The following is a 14,971-nucleotide window of genomic DNA, read 5'->3' on the forward strand; positions in this document are numbered from 1 at the left end:
GGCGTGATCGAGGCCAGCTTCGCCATGGGCGCCAAGCGGCGGCAGGTGGTGCTGGGCGCGCTGCTGCCGGAAGCCATGCCGGGTCTGATCGCCGCGGCGACCGTCACGGCCATCGCCCTGGTCTCCTACACCGCCATGGCCGGCGTAGTCGGCGCGGGCGGGCTGGGCGACCTGGCCATCCGCTTCGGCTACCAGCGCTTCCAGACCGACGTGATGGTGGTGACCGTGGTGCTGCTGTTGGTGCTGGTTCAGGCGCTGCAGATGATCGGCGACACGGTGGTGCGCCGCGTTTCGCACCGCTAGAACGACCCCATGACCGACGACATCCCCATCCTCTCCGCCCCGCCGCCCGAGCACTGGGACGAAAGCTTCGCCCAAAGCATGGTCGGCAAGATCATGCTGGTGAACCTGACCCTCCTCGACGCCGACGGCGAACTGGAGGGGCGCGAGGCCTTCCACGGCGTGGTGATCACCGCCGACGCGGAGGAGGGGATCCTGCTTGACCTGCTGGGTCCCCAAGACGGCGACACCACCACCCTGCCGCCCCAGACCTCGAACATCGTCGCGGCCGATCCGGGCCTCTATCCGCTGACGGATGGGGAGACGGTGAAGAACCCGGACTTCCTGTCGAGCTGGACCATCGCCGGGCCGGAAGAGCCGGCGAACGACGAGGAATAGGCCCTAGGCCTGGTCGAACGGGAACGGCAGCCGGCCGGCCTTGAAGATGATCTGCGGGTTCTCGTCGTAGTCGCCCAGCTCGACGTCGGCCGAGGCCGCGAAGGCCACCACGCCTTCGCGGATCGGGGCGAGGCGCTCGGCCTTGCGGCGGGCTTCCTCGGCGTCCTTGCAGCCGACCTGCTGCTCGGCCTTCAAGCCCTTGCCGCGGCCGGCCTTGTAGGCTTGGACGATGTAGACGGTTTCTCTGGCCATCCCTCTCCAGGCGACCTGTTCGAGGTCTGGGTCAAGACGGGAGGCGAATGATCCCCAACTTGGCTCAAGACTCTGGAGCCCGGATCAGGAAAACTGATTTCGCCAGACACCCAGAAGCGGGCAATACCCTACCCGTCCAGTCGCCTTAATGGAGCCGTTCATGGTCGCCCGCCGCGCCGTTCTCGTCAGCCTCGCCGTCCTCGCGCCCCTCGTCTTGGGAATGGCCGCCTGCGGGCAAAAGCCCGCGCCGAGCGCCGGCGACACCCTGACGGTCGCCGCCACGGCCATTCCGCACGCCGAGGTGCTGGAGTTCATCAAGCCTAAGCTGGCGGCGCAGGGGCTGAAGATCGAGATCAAGGTCTTCAACGACTACGTCCAGCCCAACGTCCAGGTCGCCGAGAAGCGCCTCGATGTGAACTACTTCCAGACCCTGCCGTACCTGGAGACCTTCAATGTCGACAAGGGCACCACCCTGGTGCCGGTGGTCGGTGTTCACATCGAGCCGATCGGGGCCTATTCGCATCGCTTCAAGACGGTCGCCGACCTGCCGCAGGGCGCGACCGTGGCGATCCCCAACGACGCCAGCACCGAGGACCGGGCCCTGCGCCTACTGGCGCGGGGTAATGTCATCGTTCTGGACACGACCAAGAAGTCGCTGAGCCTCAAGGACATCACCGGCAACCCCAAGGGCCTGAAGTTCAAGGAACTGGAAGGCGCGACCCTGCCGCGTACGCTGGACCAGGTCGACCTGGCGGTGATCAACACCAACTACGCCCTCGACGCCAAGCTGGACCCGTCCAAGGACGCCCTGCTGATCGAGGACAAGAACAGCCCCTATGTGAACTACCTGGTCGGCCGGCCGGACAACAAGGACGACCCCCGCGTCCAGAAACTGGCCAAGGCCCTGACCTCGCCCGAGGTGAAGGCGTTCATCGAGCAGAAGTACCACGGCGCGGTGGTGCCGGCGTTCTAGAGCATTTTCGAGCGAAGTGGATTCCGGTTCGCGTGAAGAAAATGCGTGCCTAACCCGTGGCGGTTTCCGGCTTCAGGGCGCCGCTCCGGTCCACGCGCAGCAGCAGCGGATGGTCCTGGCCGTTTGCGGGATCGATCAGCGAGATGACCACCGGCAGGGCCTTCATCAGCGCGATGGGCCAGCTTCTGGCTGTCGCGACGGACCGCGAAATACAGGACCAGGCCGTCGTGCGCGTAACCGACCATGGTCACCTGCGGCCAGCCGTCGGGGCGCAGGGTGGCCACGGCCATGACCCGGTTCTCGGCAAGGATCTGGAGCGTGCGCTCCCCCAGAACCTCGGCGGTGAGGTTCGAGGTGGCGTCGGGATGAAGCGGCTTTCGGGCAGCCATGGCTGTCCCTTCCAGTTGACCGAAGGCTCGCGGAGCGAAAGCCGTGCCCGGCAGCGAAGTGTCGGCGAAGAGCGAATGCGCGGCGTCAGGGCGTGCTCACTGAGCAAGCCTAGCACGAAAGGCGGTTTCCGGCTCGCGATTAGACCCGCTGCCGCCTTAAGTGGATCGCGCGCCTAGCGGGGGCTGACATTTCACCGTACATATCAGACCTCACCTGCTTTCTGGAGCGCCGCCTTGCGACAGTTCATGGCCCCTGACGACGCTGCGGCCGGCGGCCAAACCGCGGGCGGACGCGACCGGATGCTGGTGCTGGACGTCTGCTCGTCCTCGGGACTGGAGGACTGGTCGCCCGATCTGCAGAAGGCCAAGGTCTACGAGCGGATCCTGTTGGACCTGATCCTGGGCCGCCTGGCGCCGGGCGCGCGGCTGGACGAGCAGTCGCTGGCGGCCCGCTACGACGCCGGCCTGGCCGGGGTTCGCGACGCGCTGGGCCGCCTGGCCCTTGAKGGCCTGGTGATCCGCAGGGCCCGTTCGGGCACCACCGTCGCGCCCCTGGACCTCGTCGAACTGCGCCAGGGCTATGAGGCCCGGGCCCTGATCGAGCCGCACTGCGCGGGCCTGGCCGCCAAGCATGCCAGCAAGGCCGAGGCCGAGGCCATCCGCGCGGCTTTCGACGGAGGCGAGGACGCCGCCCGGGCGCGCGACCTGCCGGCCCTGGTGGCCATGGACCAACGCTTCCACGCCGCCGTGGCCCGCGCGGGCGGCAACATGGCCCTGGCCCGCATCCTGATCCCCCTGCAGCACAAGGCCGCCCGCTACTGGGTGTTCTCGTTCGGCGCGGCCACCCAGGCCGAGCTGATCGCCGACGTCGAGCAACACCGCGCGGTGGCCGACGTGATCGCCACCGGCGACGTCGAGGGCGCCAGGCTGGCGATGATGCGCGTGCTGAACATCATGCCAGAGGCGACCCGGCCGATGCTGGAAGGCTAGGGGCCGTTTTCAGTCCACCTATAGGCGCCGCAATATAATTTCTTCTGAAATGTTACATAACGTTTTGACGAACGTTGCGTAACATCCCATTTGCTAGCTCCACCGTCGCTCTCCCGGCGGACCTGGAGCCGTTGCGATGTCGATCCGCGCCTGCCTGCTCGCTTCCGCCATGGCCGTCGGCGTCTTCGCGTCGAGCGGCGCCTTTGCCCAGGATACGACGCAGGCGGACGCCGTCGATGCCGTGATCGTCCTCGCCCGCGACAAGGCCGGCCTGCTGGAGAAGCAGCCCAGCACCACGGTCTTCGGCCTGGAGAAGTCGCTGCTGGAGACCCCGCGCTCGGCCAGCTTCGTCAGCGACACCACCCTGACCCGCTACGGCATCGAGACGATCGACGGGCTGACCGCCGTGTCGCCGGGGACCTACACCGCCAGCTTCTACGGCGTGCCGGGCGCGCTCAATATCCGCGGCACCCTGGCCGAAAACTACTTCCGGGGCTTCAAGCGGGTCGAGAACCGCGGCACCTACTCCACCCCCATCGGCGGGGCGGCCCAGATCGAGATCGTGCGCGGCCCGCCAACCCCGATCTACGGCGCGGGCAAGGTCGGCGGCATGCTGAACTTCATCCCCAAGTCGGCCCGCGACGAGGGCCGGTTCCTGACCGATCCCAGGGGCGAGATCACCGCCACGCTCGGGGCCTATGACAAGAAAAACCTCACCGGCCAGGTCGCGCTGCCCGTCAAGCTGGGATCGGCCGACGGCGGGGTCTACGCCTATGGCGAGCTGGACGACTCCAAAAGCTTCTACCGGGGCCTGCACCCCAAGCGGCAGCTGGCTGAGATCTCCGCCGACGTCGACCTCAACAACGGCTGGAGCACGGCTTTCGGCGGCATGGTCTATCACTCGACCGGCGACATCCAGACGCCGGGCTGGAACCGCCTGACCCAGGACCTGATCGACCACCAGACCTACATCACCGGCCGCGACACCAGCCTGATCGACGCCGACCACAACGGCCGCATCACCCCGGGCGAGGTGGGCTTCTACCCGTTCGGCAGCGCGCTCTACATTCCGTACTTCGGCGCGCCCGCCACCGACGCCAATCACACGCTGGAAAGCGGGGTGGGAACCACCAAGCTCGACCCGCGCACCGTCTATGTCAGCGCCGCCGACTTCTCCAAGACCTGGACCAACACCCTCTATTTCGACCTGACCAGAAGCTTCGGCGACGACAGCGTGCTGAAACTGCAGCTGTTCTACGACGACCAGGAGAACAAGCGCTTCGTCTCGTACGGCTACCCGGCCTGGTTCGACAGTTCGGTCTGGGAGGCGCGGGCCAGCTACGCCTTCGCCCGCGATTTCGGGCCGGTCAGCACGCATACGATCGTCGGGGCCGGCTACCGAGAATTCGACGGCCGACGGCGCGAGAGTTTCAACAGCGGCATGATCGCCATCGACCGCCGCGACATCTCGGTCGGGGCCCAACCCAACGACATCATCGACAGCCCGTTCAGCGCCGAACCGGCCGGCGTGCAGGGCCTGGAATGGGAGAACGACAACCGCAGCACCTGGAGCCAGACGGGCGTCTTCTTCACCAGCGACGTCAAGTTTGGCCAGCGCCTGACCCTGACCCTGGGCGGCCGCTATGATTGGTACGACGTGGCCGCCGAGGACACGGGCTTTCTGCCGTTCACCGTCTCGGGGCGCCAGACACGCGATCGAGGGAAGGGGACCTACAGCGCCAGCCTCACCTACCAGACCCCGGTCGGCCTGATGCCCTATATCAGCTACGCCAAGGCCTCGGCCCTGGAGGTCAGCCAGGCCGGCGACATCGCTCCCGGGATGATCGCCGACGGCTCCTGGCTGTCGGACAGCGACCTGGCCGAGGCGGGGGTGAAGTTCCAGCTGCTGCGCGGCACGCTGGTCGGCTCGCTGGCCGCCTATCGCCAGAACCGCACCCAGCTGTCGGGCCTGACGCCGGTGGTGCAGGGCAGCCGGGCCAAGGGCGTGGAGTTGGAAGTCCGCTGGCTGGCCTCGAAGCATCTGAGCTTCACCGCCGTCGGCAACGCCCAGCACACCACGGTGAAGGGGCCGGACCAGTCGTTCCAGTACATCCCGGCCTATACGGCGGGCGTGCCGGGCGCCCAGGCCTATGGCGGCAGCTATGTCGTCTGGGCCTTCAGCGGCCTGCCCGGGCGCGGCGGCGACTACGACTACACCCTGATCCCCAAGTCGGTGGTCAGCCTGTACGGCGCCTACACCAGCGACACGCACGACTGGGGATCGGCCGGAGCGACCCTGGGCGTGACGCACGTGACCAAGACCTCCGGCACGGTGCAGGACGCGGTGACCTATCCCGCCTACGCGGTGGTCAACGCCTCGGCCTACATCGCGCGGGGGCCGTACACCGCCGAGCTCAACATCGATAACCTGTTCGACAAGCTCTATTTCACTCCGGACGCCGACACCTACGCCAATCTGGGGGCTTTGCCGGGGCGTGGCCGAGAGTGGCGGGTGACGCTGAAGCGGAGCTTCTAGGTGAACGACGCGGCCCGAAACCCTCTCCCAGAGGGAGAGGGAGGGACCCTCGCCGTAGGCGTGGGAGGGAGAGGGGTTACACCCTGACCGTTTTGCCCCGATGATCCGTGTGAAAGCGTCGAACGTCCAAACCCCTCACCCTCCCATCGCTTCGCGATGGGCCCCTCCCTCTCCCTCTGGGAGAGGGTTCAAGAGATCGCAATGACCGCTTCCTTCCGCCCTTGGCTCCTCGTCGCCGTCTTCAGCCTGCTGCTGTTCCTGATCACGGCGGCGACCTATTCGTCGCTGGGCGTGGTGATCCCGGCCATGGTTCCGGAACTGGGCTGGAGCTGGGAGCATGCCTTCCTGGGCTTCACGATCCTGGGCGTGTTCACCGGCCTGTCGTCCTGGCTGCCGGCCCTGCTGATCCGCCGGATCGGCGTGCGCGGCGCGATCCTGATCGGCGTGGCGGTGATGGCCGGCGGCCTGGCCTGCCTGTCGCGGGTCCACGCCCTGCCGATCTACTTCGTGGGCACGGCCCTGTGCGGGATCGGCTTTCAGATGGCGGCCCTGATCCCCGGCACCCACGTGCTGTCGGCGATCTTCAAGGAGCGGGCGTTGCCGTTCGGGATCTACTTCACCTTCGGCGCCCTGGGCGGGGTGGCCGGGCCCTGGATGGTGGTGACGGCCCTGGGCGCGACCCACAACGACTGGCGGCTCTACTGGGCGCTGCAGGCGGTCGTGGTGGGCCTTGTCGGCCTGGCCTGCGCCGTCGCCGTCGGCGGACCGCGCTGGCTGGAGCAGGCCGGCGCCGCGCTGGATCGGGAGCTGGACGCCGAGGCCAAGGCGGGCAAGACGCCCAGCCACGTCTATCACACCGACCACGAATGGAGCGTCCGCGACGCGGTCCGCACGCCGCAGTTCTATGTGCTGCTGGCCGCCTATTTCAGCCACCTGCTGGCCGGGATCAGCGCCGCCAGCCTGACCCAGGCCCACCTGACCCAACTGGGCGTGGCCGGCGCGGTGGCGGCGGGCATGCTCAGCCTGGAGGGCGGCATGCAGGTGTTCGCGCGCCTGAGCGGCGGAGCGATCGGCGACCGGGTCGATCCGCGCTGGCTGCTGATCTTCGCCCAGGGCCTGCTGGTGATTGGGCTGCTGGCCTTGTCACGCGCCACGACGCCCTGGCTGCTGACGCTGTACGCCGTCGGCGTCGGCGTCGGATTCGGCCTGACGGTGCTGGCGGTCAGCCTGTTGCTGCTGAATTATTTCGGCCGTCGCAACAATGTCGAGCTGTTCTCCCTGACCTGCCTGATCGGGGCGGTGTCGGCGGCGGGGCCGTTCATCGGCGGCGCGATCCGCGACCGGGTCGGGTCTTTCACCCCGGCCTTCCAGCTGTTCGCGGTCCTGACGGCGGTGGTGTTCCTGGCGGCGCTGTTCATGCGGCCGCCCACGCCGAAGTCCGCCGCCTAGCCGAGCGCGCACGAAAAAGCCGCCCCGACGCAAGTCGGGGCGGCTGGTTCGTCAGGCCGTTCTAAAGCTTAGAACGAGGCCTTCAGCGAGGCGGTCAGGGCTTCACCGAAGATGTTGCCGAACTTGTGCTGGCTCGTGTCCGAGTAGCGCAGGTCAGCGGTCAGGTGGTCGGTGATCGCGGCCGAGATGCCGATGTTGTAGGTGGTGTAGCCGTCGCTCAGGCCGGCGTAGTAGCCGGCGGTGTCGACTTCCTGACGGCCCAGGGCGCCGCTCAGGGTCAGCTTCTCGCCGATCGGGGCCGAAGCGTTGACTTCACCGTACAGGGCTTCGCCGCCCTCGCCCGGGAATTCCGGCGAGTAGTACAGAGCGGCGCCGAGGGTGCCCGGGCCGACCGCGGTCGAGGCGGCGGCCTTGACTTCGATGTAGCCGAACTGACCCGGCAGGCCGTTCTTGTCCTTGCTGTAGCCGTAGTAGATGACGCCGAGGTCCAGAGCGACCGGGCCGACGGTCGGCTTCACGCCGGCGTAGACGTCGATTTCGACGTCGGGGTTCGGCGTGCCGAAGTCGACGTTCGAAGCCCAGACGCCCGCGTAGCCGATGCCGTAGGTGGCGTCGACGCCGCCGAAGACTTGGCCCTTGGTGTTGGTGTTGCTCACGCCGCGGAAGATGTAATCGCTGGCGACGCCGACATTGTACGAGAGCTTCAGCTCTTCAGCCATCGCAGCRCCGCTCATGGCGACCGAAGCAGCAGCGGCGACCAGCGCCAGTTTCAGAAACTTCATGTGTTCTATCCCCTTATTTCGTTTTGCCGACCGAAGGGCTTGGAGCCTTCGCCGTCCAGCGACGCCTGCAAGCGTGTTTGGGCACAACAGGAATAGTTGTCGGCTTAGCCCTAGTTGCAATCGCGGTGGTTAAATCACCAGCACAAACGGCGCCCCGGGCACAAAGTTTGGGCGAAGTGTGACGATTTTGCTTCAGAAGTGACGTTGGGCGCCACAGTGTCCGATTAAGGTTTGTTTCGGCTTTACCTGAGGCTTTAGCGCATCGCTAGACTCGCCCCGCCCAAGTGCAGTCCGGCGTCTACCAACAGCGTTTCGCCGGTGATGTGCCGCGAGGCGGGCGAGGCCAGGAACACGGCGGACCCGGCGATGTCCTCTGCGGTCGAGGCGACTTTGAGCGGCGTGGCCGCGGCCGCTCCCGCGCGCAAACGATCAACACGCTCGGCGTCCATGGCCTTGCCGAACCACGGGGTGTCGATGAAACCGGGGCAGACGGCGTTGACCCGAATGCGCGGCGCCAGCGCTCTGGCCAGCGACAGGGTCATGGTCGTCAGGGCGCCCTTGGAGGCGGCGTAGGGCACCGAGGAACCGTTGCCGACCACCCCGGCGATCGAGGCGGTGTTGACCACGGCGCCGGGCTGCGGCGCGGCCTCGAGCAGGCTGCGGGCGGCGCGGACCATCTGGAAGGCCCCGACCACGTTGACCGCGTAGAGCCGCAGAAAGTCGTCGGCGTCGACCGCGTCGAGATCGGCGTGATTCGGGGCGAACTTGGTGGTCCCGGCATTGTTGAACAGCGCGTCGATCCGCCCCGAGGCGGCGGCCGCCTGGACGATCCGGCGGCAGTCGGCGTCCTGGGCCACGTCGCCCTGGACCAGCACGGCCTTGGAGCCTTCCGCCGCGATCAGCCGCGCGGTCTCCTCGGCTTCCTGGGCGCTGCTGGCGAAGTTGACGACCACCAGGCCGGCGCCGCGCCGCGCGGTCTCGACCGCCATGGCCCGGCCCAGGCCCGTGGAGGCGCCGGTGACCACCACCGTGAAGCCGTCGAAATCGCGTCCGCTCATTGTCGTTTCCTGTCCCAACACTTGTTTGGTGCGACGATAGCGACGCCGCGCGCGCTTGTCTCGCCGGGGCGCCGGGCCTAGATGACCGCCCATGACCGAACTTCATGTGACCCAACTGGGCCAGGTGGTCGAGCCCGCCGCCAGCCCCGACCAGGCCGTTCTCGAGCGCGTGCCCAACCCGCAGAGCGATGTGACCTATCTGGCCCGCTTCGTGGCGCCCGAATTCACTTCGCTATGCCCGGTGACCGGCCAGCCCGACTTCGCGCACCTGGTGATCGACTATGCGCCCGGCGACTGGCTGATCGAGAGCAAGTCGCTGAAGCTGTATCTGACCAGCTTCCGCAATCACGGCTCGTTCCACGAGGACTGCACGGTCAAGATCGGCCGCAAGATCGTCGAGATCGCCCAGCCGCGCTGGCTGCGCATCGGCGGCTACTGGTATCCGCGCGGCGGCATCCCCATCGACGTGTTCTGGCAGACCGGCCCGGCGCCCGAAGGTCTGTGGGTGCCCGACCAGGGCGTCGCGCCCTATCGCGGCCGGGGCTGATCACCTTCGAGCGCTGAAATGACGAGGGGCGCGTCCGGCTGGACGCGCCCCTTTTTCTTTGCGCCTAGCGCGGCGGCTGAGCCGATACGGGCGGCGGGGTCGGAACCGCGGGCGGGCGCCGGCTCGGCGGCTGCACGGGCCTGGCCGGGCCGATCAGCTTGCGGAAGCTGATCCGCACCGTCCGGCCGATCGGGTCGCGATAGTCCGGCTGATAGGCCTGGGGCGTGAGGCCCAGACCGTCGTGCACGTCCTGGCGGGTGTCGAACAGGTTCTGGGCCTGAAGCTGCACGCGCGCCCCGCGCAGCCACGGATGGGCCCGCAGCAGATCGGGGCGCGACGACAGGTCGGCGGTCAGGTTCAGGCTGACCGTCGCCAGGTCGCCGAAGAACAAATCCTTCTCCGCCGTCGTGCCGTTGAGGCGATAGCCGCTGCGCCAGCTGCCGTTCAGGAACGCGCCCAGACCGCTCTTGGACACGCCGGCCTGGACCTGCACCTCGTGCTCGGGACTGGCGCCCGAACCGCCGTTCAGGCGGTCGATGATCGGCAGGCCGTCGCGGATGGTGATCTCGTCCTTCAGTTTCCAGGTGTGATAGAGCGAGACCTGGAACTGGCCCTGACCAGGGCGCGGACCGCGGAAGCCGCCGCCGCCGCCTCCACCGCCACGGAAACCACCGCCGCCGCCGCCGCCGCCGCCGCCGCCTGCGCCGGGACCGCCGCCGGGGCCGTCATTGCCTCCACCACCGCCACCACCGCCACCGGGAGGCGGACCGCCGCCGCCGCCTGGGAAGGGGGAACCGCCGGGGCGCGGCTGGCCGAACGGCCGCGACAGGTTGAAGCCCCAGCGGATCTGTTCCTGCTGGGTTTTGGCGTAGTTCACCGGCCGGGAGTCGACCGAGATCAGATTGCCGTCGGCGTCGCGGCGGATCCGGTCGGGGAAGGCCTGCTCGATGTCGGCGGTGATGGCCGGGAAGCTGTTGGTCGAATCGTCGACCCGCGTGACCGTGTAGTTGGCGTTGATCTGCAGGTTGGTCTTGGCGTCCCTGGGCAGGGGCTTGATGTTGACGCCCAGCCTCAGCACCTGCCGGCTGTCGGACAGCAGGTTCGGGTTGCCGCCTTCGATGCGGGTGGCCAGCACGGTCCGATTGTTCTTGAAGTCGAAGATCGAGACGTTCGGCGTCGACAGGATCGGGTCGTTCAACTGCGAGGCGCTGGGGGCGCCCTGGTCGTCGCTGTAGCTGAAATTGAAGCTGACCGGATCGATCGGCGTCCAGTTGGCGCCGGCGCCCAGGGTCGTCAGGCCGCCGAACTCCGACACCTCTTCGTACTGGCCGTTGAAGTTGACCGACAGATCGCCGAGGAACGGCAGCACGTCCTTGGACCGGCTGGTCAGCGGCACGTTGATGCTGGCCTGCAGGTTGCCGCTGGTGCGCGAAATGTCCCGGTCGATCGGCACGCCCTGGCGGGTGCTGCGGGAATCCTGGTTCTGCGTGTCGGCGCCGGCCTTGAAGGTGGTCGAGACGTTGCCGGCCGGGGCGCGCAGCAGCGTACCGACCAGGACGACCTCGCCGTTGGCGGTGTTCGAGGTCGAATGGGCGGTGTCGGGCGAGACCCGGACCATCAGCTCCGACGGAATGTTGCCGAACGGGTTGAGCGCCGGGTTGCCGGCGGCGACGCCCTGGATGAAGGCGGTGGCGTCCAGGCCGCGCCCGGTGGTGGTCTCGCTGGTCGAATAGACGTAGCCGCCGGTGGCGCTCCAGCGCCACTCCTTGATCCGCCCGTTGGCCGCCGCCGTCACCGTGGCCTTCTGGGTGTCGGTCTTGCGGGTCATCGAGACGTAGTCGTCGGCGAAGCGATAGACCGCGACGTCCTTGGTGAACGGCGAGAACGGGTTGCCGGTCGGCACAACCAGGCGAACATCGGGGCCGCCCACGGTGGTGGGCAGGCCTCGGACGCCGGGCAGGCCCAGATAGCTGAGCGAGCTGGTGTCGTCGAAGCCCCCGCTGATCGTGACCATGGACGCCTTGCCAAGCGGGCGGGTCACCGCGCCGCTCAGGCTGGCGGTGGTGTTGTTCGGCGCCAGGCTGCGCCAGGCGGTCAGGTCGTCGCTGGCGGGAACGCCGGCGCCGGCGGCGAAGTCGGCCAGGGTCGGCGCGCCGAGCGCCGCCGAGGCGGGGACGGGCGCGTACCGGACGGGCGACCCGACGATGGCGCTCAGGGCCGGATCGATTTCCCCGCCGTTCACGCCGACGACGTTGCCGGTCAGGTCATAGGGCTGGCTCAGCTGCGCCCGCGTGATGTCCCGCTCGGTCTCGAACAGGGTCGAGTCGTGCGTGATCTTGCCGTTGAACAGCCAGCGCTGATCGCCCTGAACGCGGAACAGGGTGCTCTGCAGGTCTTCACTGGTGCGCCCGCCCGCCGTCGCGCCCTTCAGGCCCGCCTCGTTGGTCACGGCGCGGAAGCGTCGGCGCAGGACGAAGTTCACCACGCGCTGGTCGGCGCGGTAGCCATAGGTCAGGGAGACGGCCTCGGGCATGATGTCCATGCGCTCGATGGCCTCGGGCGGGATGTCGCGGACTTCCTGGAAGCCCGAGGTGCGGCGGCCGTTGATCAGCACCACCGGCTGTCCGTCGCCCCGGCTGGAACTGGTGCGCAGCTGCGGCTCGAGGAAAGCCATCAGCTCCGAGATGCTGCCGGCGCTGTAGGCGCGGATCTGGGCGGCGTTGAGCGTCAGATCCGGCTTGATGTCGCCTTCGACCGAGCCGCGCGGCTTGCCGGCCACGACCTCGACGGCCTCGACCTCGGCGGCGTAGGCGTCGGCTTCCGCCCCACTGGCTCCGGCGGGCCCAGCAGCCTGCTGCGGCGCCTGCTGGACCTGCGCCGTCGGTTGCTGCTGCGCCGGCGCGGCCTCGGGCGCGCCGTCCAACGCGGCGGACAAGCCAAGAACCAGAAGAGAAAGCGTCATGAACCCCGTCGGCCGTAAAGTTTTGGTCGGCGTGTAAGTACGCAGACATCGTCGAGCTTGGCCTTAGGCAACCCAAGGCAAGATGACAAGTTACCGTTACTTAAGGTCGATTTGATGCAGAACTGTTACATAAAATGTCGTGGATGATGCACGACGAAGCTTACGCTCACTAGTCCCACGCCTTGGGAGTAGAGACTAGCCAGGTGGCCATTCTATGGCGCGAAGCGTCATTTCGAGTGTAACGCGCCGCGATGAAGACGGCGGACCGATGCTGAAAGGCAACAGGGCGGCCAAGGCTTGGCGGCGCGTTTCTCAGCCGGCGGACCATTGCGTGGTGATCGCCGCCACGTCGGGCCGGGGGCGCTCCTGCGGAGCCTCGGTCGAGGTCCCCAGATAGAGGAAGCCGGCCACCAGCTCGCCTTCGGCCAAGCCCAGGATGGCCTGGGCGCGAGGGTCGTAGGAATACCAGTCGGTGATCCAGTTGGCGCCCCAGCCCATGGCAGCGGCGGCCAGCAGCATCTGCTGGCAGACGGCCGAGGCGCTCTGGCGCTGCTCCCATTCGGGGATTTCGCCGGGGATGTAGCGCGAGATCACGGCCACGGCGACCGGCGGCCGGGTCAGCTTGCGCAGGGCGGCGTTGGCCTTGACCGGATTGGCCTGGCTGTCGGCCAGGGCGGTGATCTGTTCAGCGAAGGCGTCCTTGGCCGCGCCCCGCAGGATCACGAACCGCCAGGGCGCCAGCTTGCCGTGGTCGGGCACCCGCGCGGCCAGGCGCAGCAGGTCGGTCAGCTCGGCGTCGTCCGGACCCGGAGCGGCCAGGCTCATGGCCGAGGCCGAGCGCCGCCTGGCCAGGAAGTCCAGCACCGCCTGCGACGGCTCGATCGGCAGCACTTCGCCAAATTCGGGGGCAGGGGGAACGGAACCGGTCAAGACGACCTCCAAGAAGCACGCATTTTTGTTTGGCGCATCTTCTTCACGCGAACCGGAATCCACTTCGCTCGAAAATGCTCTAGAGCCAGCACACCTATGGCCGGGCCTCGGCCGCCACAAGCCGCGAGCTGTTCGCATGACCGATAAACCCGGCCCCCCTAAGCCAGAATGGCTCAAACCGCACGGGACGCCGTGGTCGGTGACCAGCGAAACGGTCGTCTACGACAATCCCTGGATCACCCTGACCGAGCACCAGGCGATCGCGCCCACGGGTCGGCCCGCCCTCTATGGCAAGGTGGCGTTCAAGAACCGGGCGATCGGGATCGTGCCGCTGCACGCCGACGGCACGGTGACCCTGGTGGGCCAGAACCGCTTTCCCCACGCCAATTACAGTTGGGAGATCCCCGAAGGCGGCGCGCCGCTGGACGAGGCGCCGCTGGACGGCGCCAAGCGCGAACTGGCCGAGGAGGTGGGGCTGGAGGCCGCGGACTGGCGGCTGATCCTGACGATGGAGTTGTCCAACTCGATCACCGACGAGTTCTGCCACGGCTATCTGGCCCTGGACCTGACGCCCACGACCACCGCGCCGGACGAGACCGAGGACCTGGCGATGGCCCGCGTGCCGTTCGGCGAGGCCCTCGACGCGGCGGTTTCGGGTCACATGCCGGACTCCTTGACGGTGGCTTTACTGCTTCGCGTGCACCATATGGCGGTGAAGGGCGAACTCCCGGCCGATCTGGCCAGGCTTGTTTTGGCCTGACGACGGTCTTAAGTGCGCGAACGGTTTCGCGCGCCAGCCGTTGAAACCGAGGGCGTCTGGAGCATTTCTCAAAAAGATGCTCTATTGAGGCGTGGGCGAGGGAGATCCCGGTGGCCAAGCATCTAGAGGTCGTAACGCAGGAAAAAACGCCGCCCGTCTGGGCCGCGCTGCGCAATCAGGCCGAACACGCCGCCAAGGCCGAGCCGGCCCTGGCCTCGCTGCTCAACGCCGTGATCCTCAGCCATGACAATTTGGCYGACGCCCTGACGTTCCAGCTGGCGCGCAAGCTGGGCGACCAGGAAATGCGGGCCATGACCGCCCGGGAATTCGCCGCCGACGCCTTCGAGAGCGATCCGTCGCTGGTCGCCGCCGCGGAAGCCGACCTGATGGCGGTGTTCGAGCGCGACCCGGCCACCAAGGGCTACGTCCAGCCGTTCCTGTTCTTCAAGGGCTTCCTGGCCTTGCAGACCCATCGCGTGTCGCACTGGCTGTGGGCCCAGGGCCGCGAGACCCTGGCCTTCTACCTGCAGAGCCGGGCCAGCGAAGTCTTCCAGGTCGACATCAATCCGGCCGCCCGCATTGGCAAGGGCGTGTTCATCGACCACGGCACTGGCATCGTCATCGGCGAGACCGCGGTGGTCGGCGACGACGTCTCGATGCTGCAC

15 protein-coding genes are annotated in these 14,971 nt (G+C 67.8%); 9 read left to right on the forward strand and 6 right to left on the reverse strand.

Features of this window, described 5'->3' with window-relative positions:
- Together AC1DZ6_RS06950 and AC1DZ6_RS06955 are read left to right on the forward strand one after the other, a co-directional pair.
- Window positions 1-303, forward strand: a 303-nt coding sequence (locus tag AC1DZ6_RS06950) for an ABC transporter permease subunit (protein ID WP_477096467.1), incomplete at its 5' end; no start/stop codon positions are given.
- 9 nt (window positions 304-312) lie between these two features.
- A complete protein-coding gene (locus AC1DZ6_RS06955) occupies window positions 313-678 on the forward strand; it encodes a hypothetical protein (RefSeq protein ID WP_477096468.1) in 366 nt (121 codons plus the stop codon).
- 3 nt (window positions 679-681) lie between these two features.
- Here the strand turns inward: AC1DZ6_RS06955 and AC1DZ6_RS06960 are convergent, their stop codons facing one another.
- The gene (locus AC1DZ6_RS06960) at window positions 682-930 is read right to left on the reverse strand and encodes a hypothetical protein (RefSeq protein ID WP_477031911.1); all 249 of its coding nucleotides are present in this window, start codon (window positions 928-930) and stop codon (window positions 682-684) included.
- Window positions 931-1,078: 148 nt separating this feature from the next.
- Here AC1DZ6_RS06960 and AC1DZ6_RS06965 point away from each other — a divergent pair, with 148 nt between their 5' ends.
- Window positions 1,079-1,903 (forward strand): MetQ/NlpA family ABC transporter substrate-binding protein, encoded by an 825-nt coding sequence (locus AC1DZ6_RS06965; protein WP_477096469.1) that lies wholly within the window; start codon window positions 1,079-1,081, stop codon window positions 1,901-1,903.
- Here the strand turns inward: AC1DZ6_RS06965 and AC1DZ6_RS06970 are convergent.
- Complete coding sequence (locus AC1DZ6_RS06970; protein WP_477096470.1) at window positions 1,900-2,292, reverse strand: pyridoxamine 5'-phosphate oxidase family protein; 393 nt, start codon at window positions 2,290-2,292, stop codon at window positions 1,900-1,902. The two genes, AC1DZ6_RS06965 and AC1DZ6_RS06970, sit on opposite strands and share 4 nt — an antisense overlap.
- 246 nt (window positions 2,293-2,538) lie before the next feature.
- Here AC1DZ6_RS06970 and AC1DZ6_RS06975 point away from each other — a divergent pair, with 246 nt between their 5' ends.
- The 3 genes from AC1DZ6_RS06975 (at window position 2,539) to AC1DZ6_RS06985 (ending at window position 7,267) form a co-directional block, all read left to right on the forward strand.
- Complete coding sequence (locus tag AC1DZ6_RS06975; protein WP_477096471.1) at window positions 2,539-3,282, forward strand: GntR family transcriptional regulator; 744 nt, start codon at window positions 2,539-2,541, stop codon at window positions 3,280-3,282.
- A gap of 136 nt (window positions 3,283-3,418) precedes the next feature.
- Window positions 3,419-5,818 (forward strand): TonB-dependent siderophore receptor, encoded by a 2,400-nt coding sequence (locus AC1DZ6_RS06980; protein ID WP_477096472.1) that lies wholly within the window; start codon window positions 3,419-3,421, stop codon window positions 5,816-5,818.
- A gap of 201 nt (window positions 5,819-6,019) precedes the next feature.
- Entirely contained in the window at window positions 6,020-7,267 is a 1,248-nt protein-coding gene (locus AC1DZ6_RS06985; RefSeq protein WP_477096473.1) for an MFS transporter, read from the forward strand.
- Between the two features lie 68 nt (window positions 7,268-7,335).
- On the opposite strand, the gene AC1DZ6_RS06990 is transcribed toward AC1DZ6_RS06985, so the two are convergent.
- Both AC1DZ6_RS06990 and AC1DZ6_RS06995 read right to left on the reverse strand, forming a co-directional pair.
- Window positions 7,336-8,049: a TorF family putative porin gene (locus AC1DZ6_RS06990; RefSeq protein WP_477096474.1), complete on the reverse strand. Its 714-nt coding sequence runs from the start codon at window positions 8,047-8,049 to the stop codon at window positions 7,336-7,338.
- 254 nt (window positions 8,050-8,303) lie between these two features.
- Window positions 8,304-9,107, reverse strand: a complete 804-nt coding sequence (locus AC1DZ6_RS06995) for an SDR family NAD(P)-dependent oxidoreductase (RefSeq protein ID WP_477096475.1) — start codon at window positions 9,105-9,107, stop codon at window positions 8,304-8,306.
- Window positions 9,108-9,198: 91 nt separating this feature from the next.
- Between AC1DZ6_RS06995 and queF the strand changes: the two genes are divergently transcribed.
- Window positions 9,199-9,654, forward strand: coding sequence for a preQ(1) synthase (gene queF, locus AC1DZ6_RS07000; protein ID WP_029907399.1), 456 nt, complete (start codon window positions 9,199-9,201; stop codon window positions 9,652-9,654).
- A gap of 64 nt (window positions 9,655-9,718) precedes the next feature.
- On the opposite strand, the gene AC1DZ6_RS07005 is transcribed toward queF, so the two are convergent.
- Together AC1DZ6_RS07005 and AC1DZ6_RS07010 are read right to left on the reverse strand one after the other, a co-directional pair.
- Window positions 9,719-12,589: a Plug domain-containing protein gene (locus tag AC1DZ6_RS07005; RefSeq protein ID WP_477096476.1), complete on the reverse strand. Its 2,871-nt coding sequence runs from the start codon at window positions 12,587-12,589 to the stop codon at window positions 9,719-9,721.
- 339 nt (window positions 12,590-12,928) lie between these two features.
- Window positions 12,929-13,546 (reverse strand): nitroreductase family protein, encoded by a 618-nt coding sequence (locus AC1DZ6_RS07010; RefSeq protein ID WP_477096477.1) that lies wholly within the window; start codon window positions 13,544-13,546, stop codon window positions 12,929-12,931.
- A gap of 136 nt (window positions 13,547-13,682) precedes the next feature.
- Here AC1DZ6_RS07010 and AC1DZ6_RS07015 point away from each other — a divergent pair, with 136 nt between their 5' ends.
- Both AC1DZ6_RS07015 and AC1DZ6_RS07020 read left to right on the forward strand, forming a co-directional pair.
- Window positions 13,683-14,306: an NUDIX domain-containing protein gene (locus AC1DZ6_RS07015; RefSeq protein WP_477096478.1), complete on the forward strand. Its 624-nt coding sequence runs from the start codon at window positions 13,683-13,685 to the stop codon at window positions 14,304-14,306.
- Between the two features lie 110 nt (window positions 14,307-14,416).
- Window positions 14,417-14,971, forward strand: a 555-nt coding sequence (locus AC1DZ6_RS07020) for a serine acetyltransferase domain-containing protein (protein WP_477096479.1), incomplete at its 3' end; no start/stop codon positions are given.

It is taken from the genome of Caulobacter sp. P1_B12_2 (assembly GCF_056406675.1).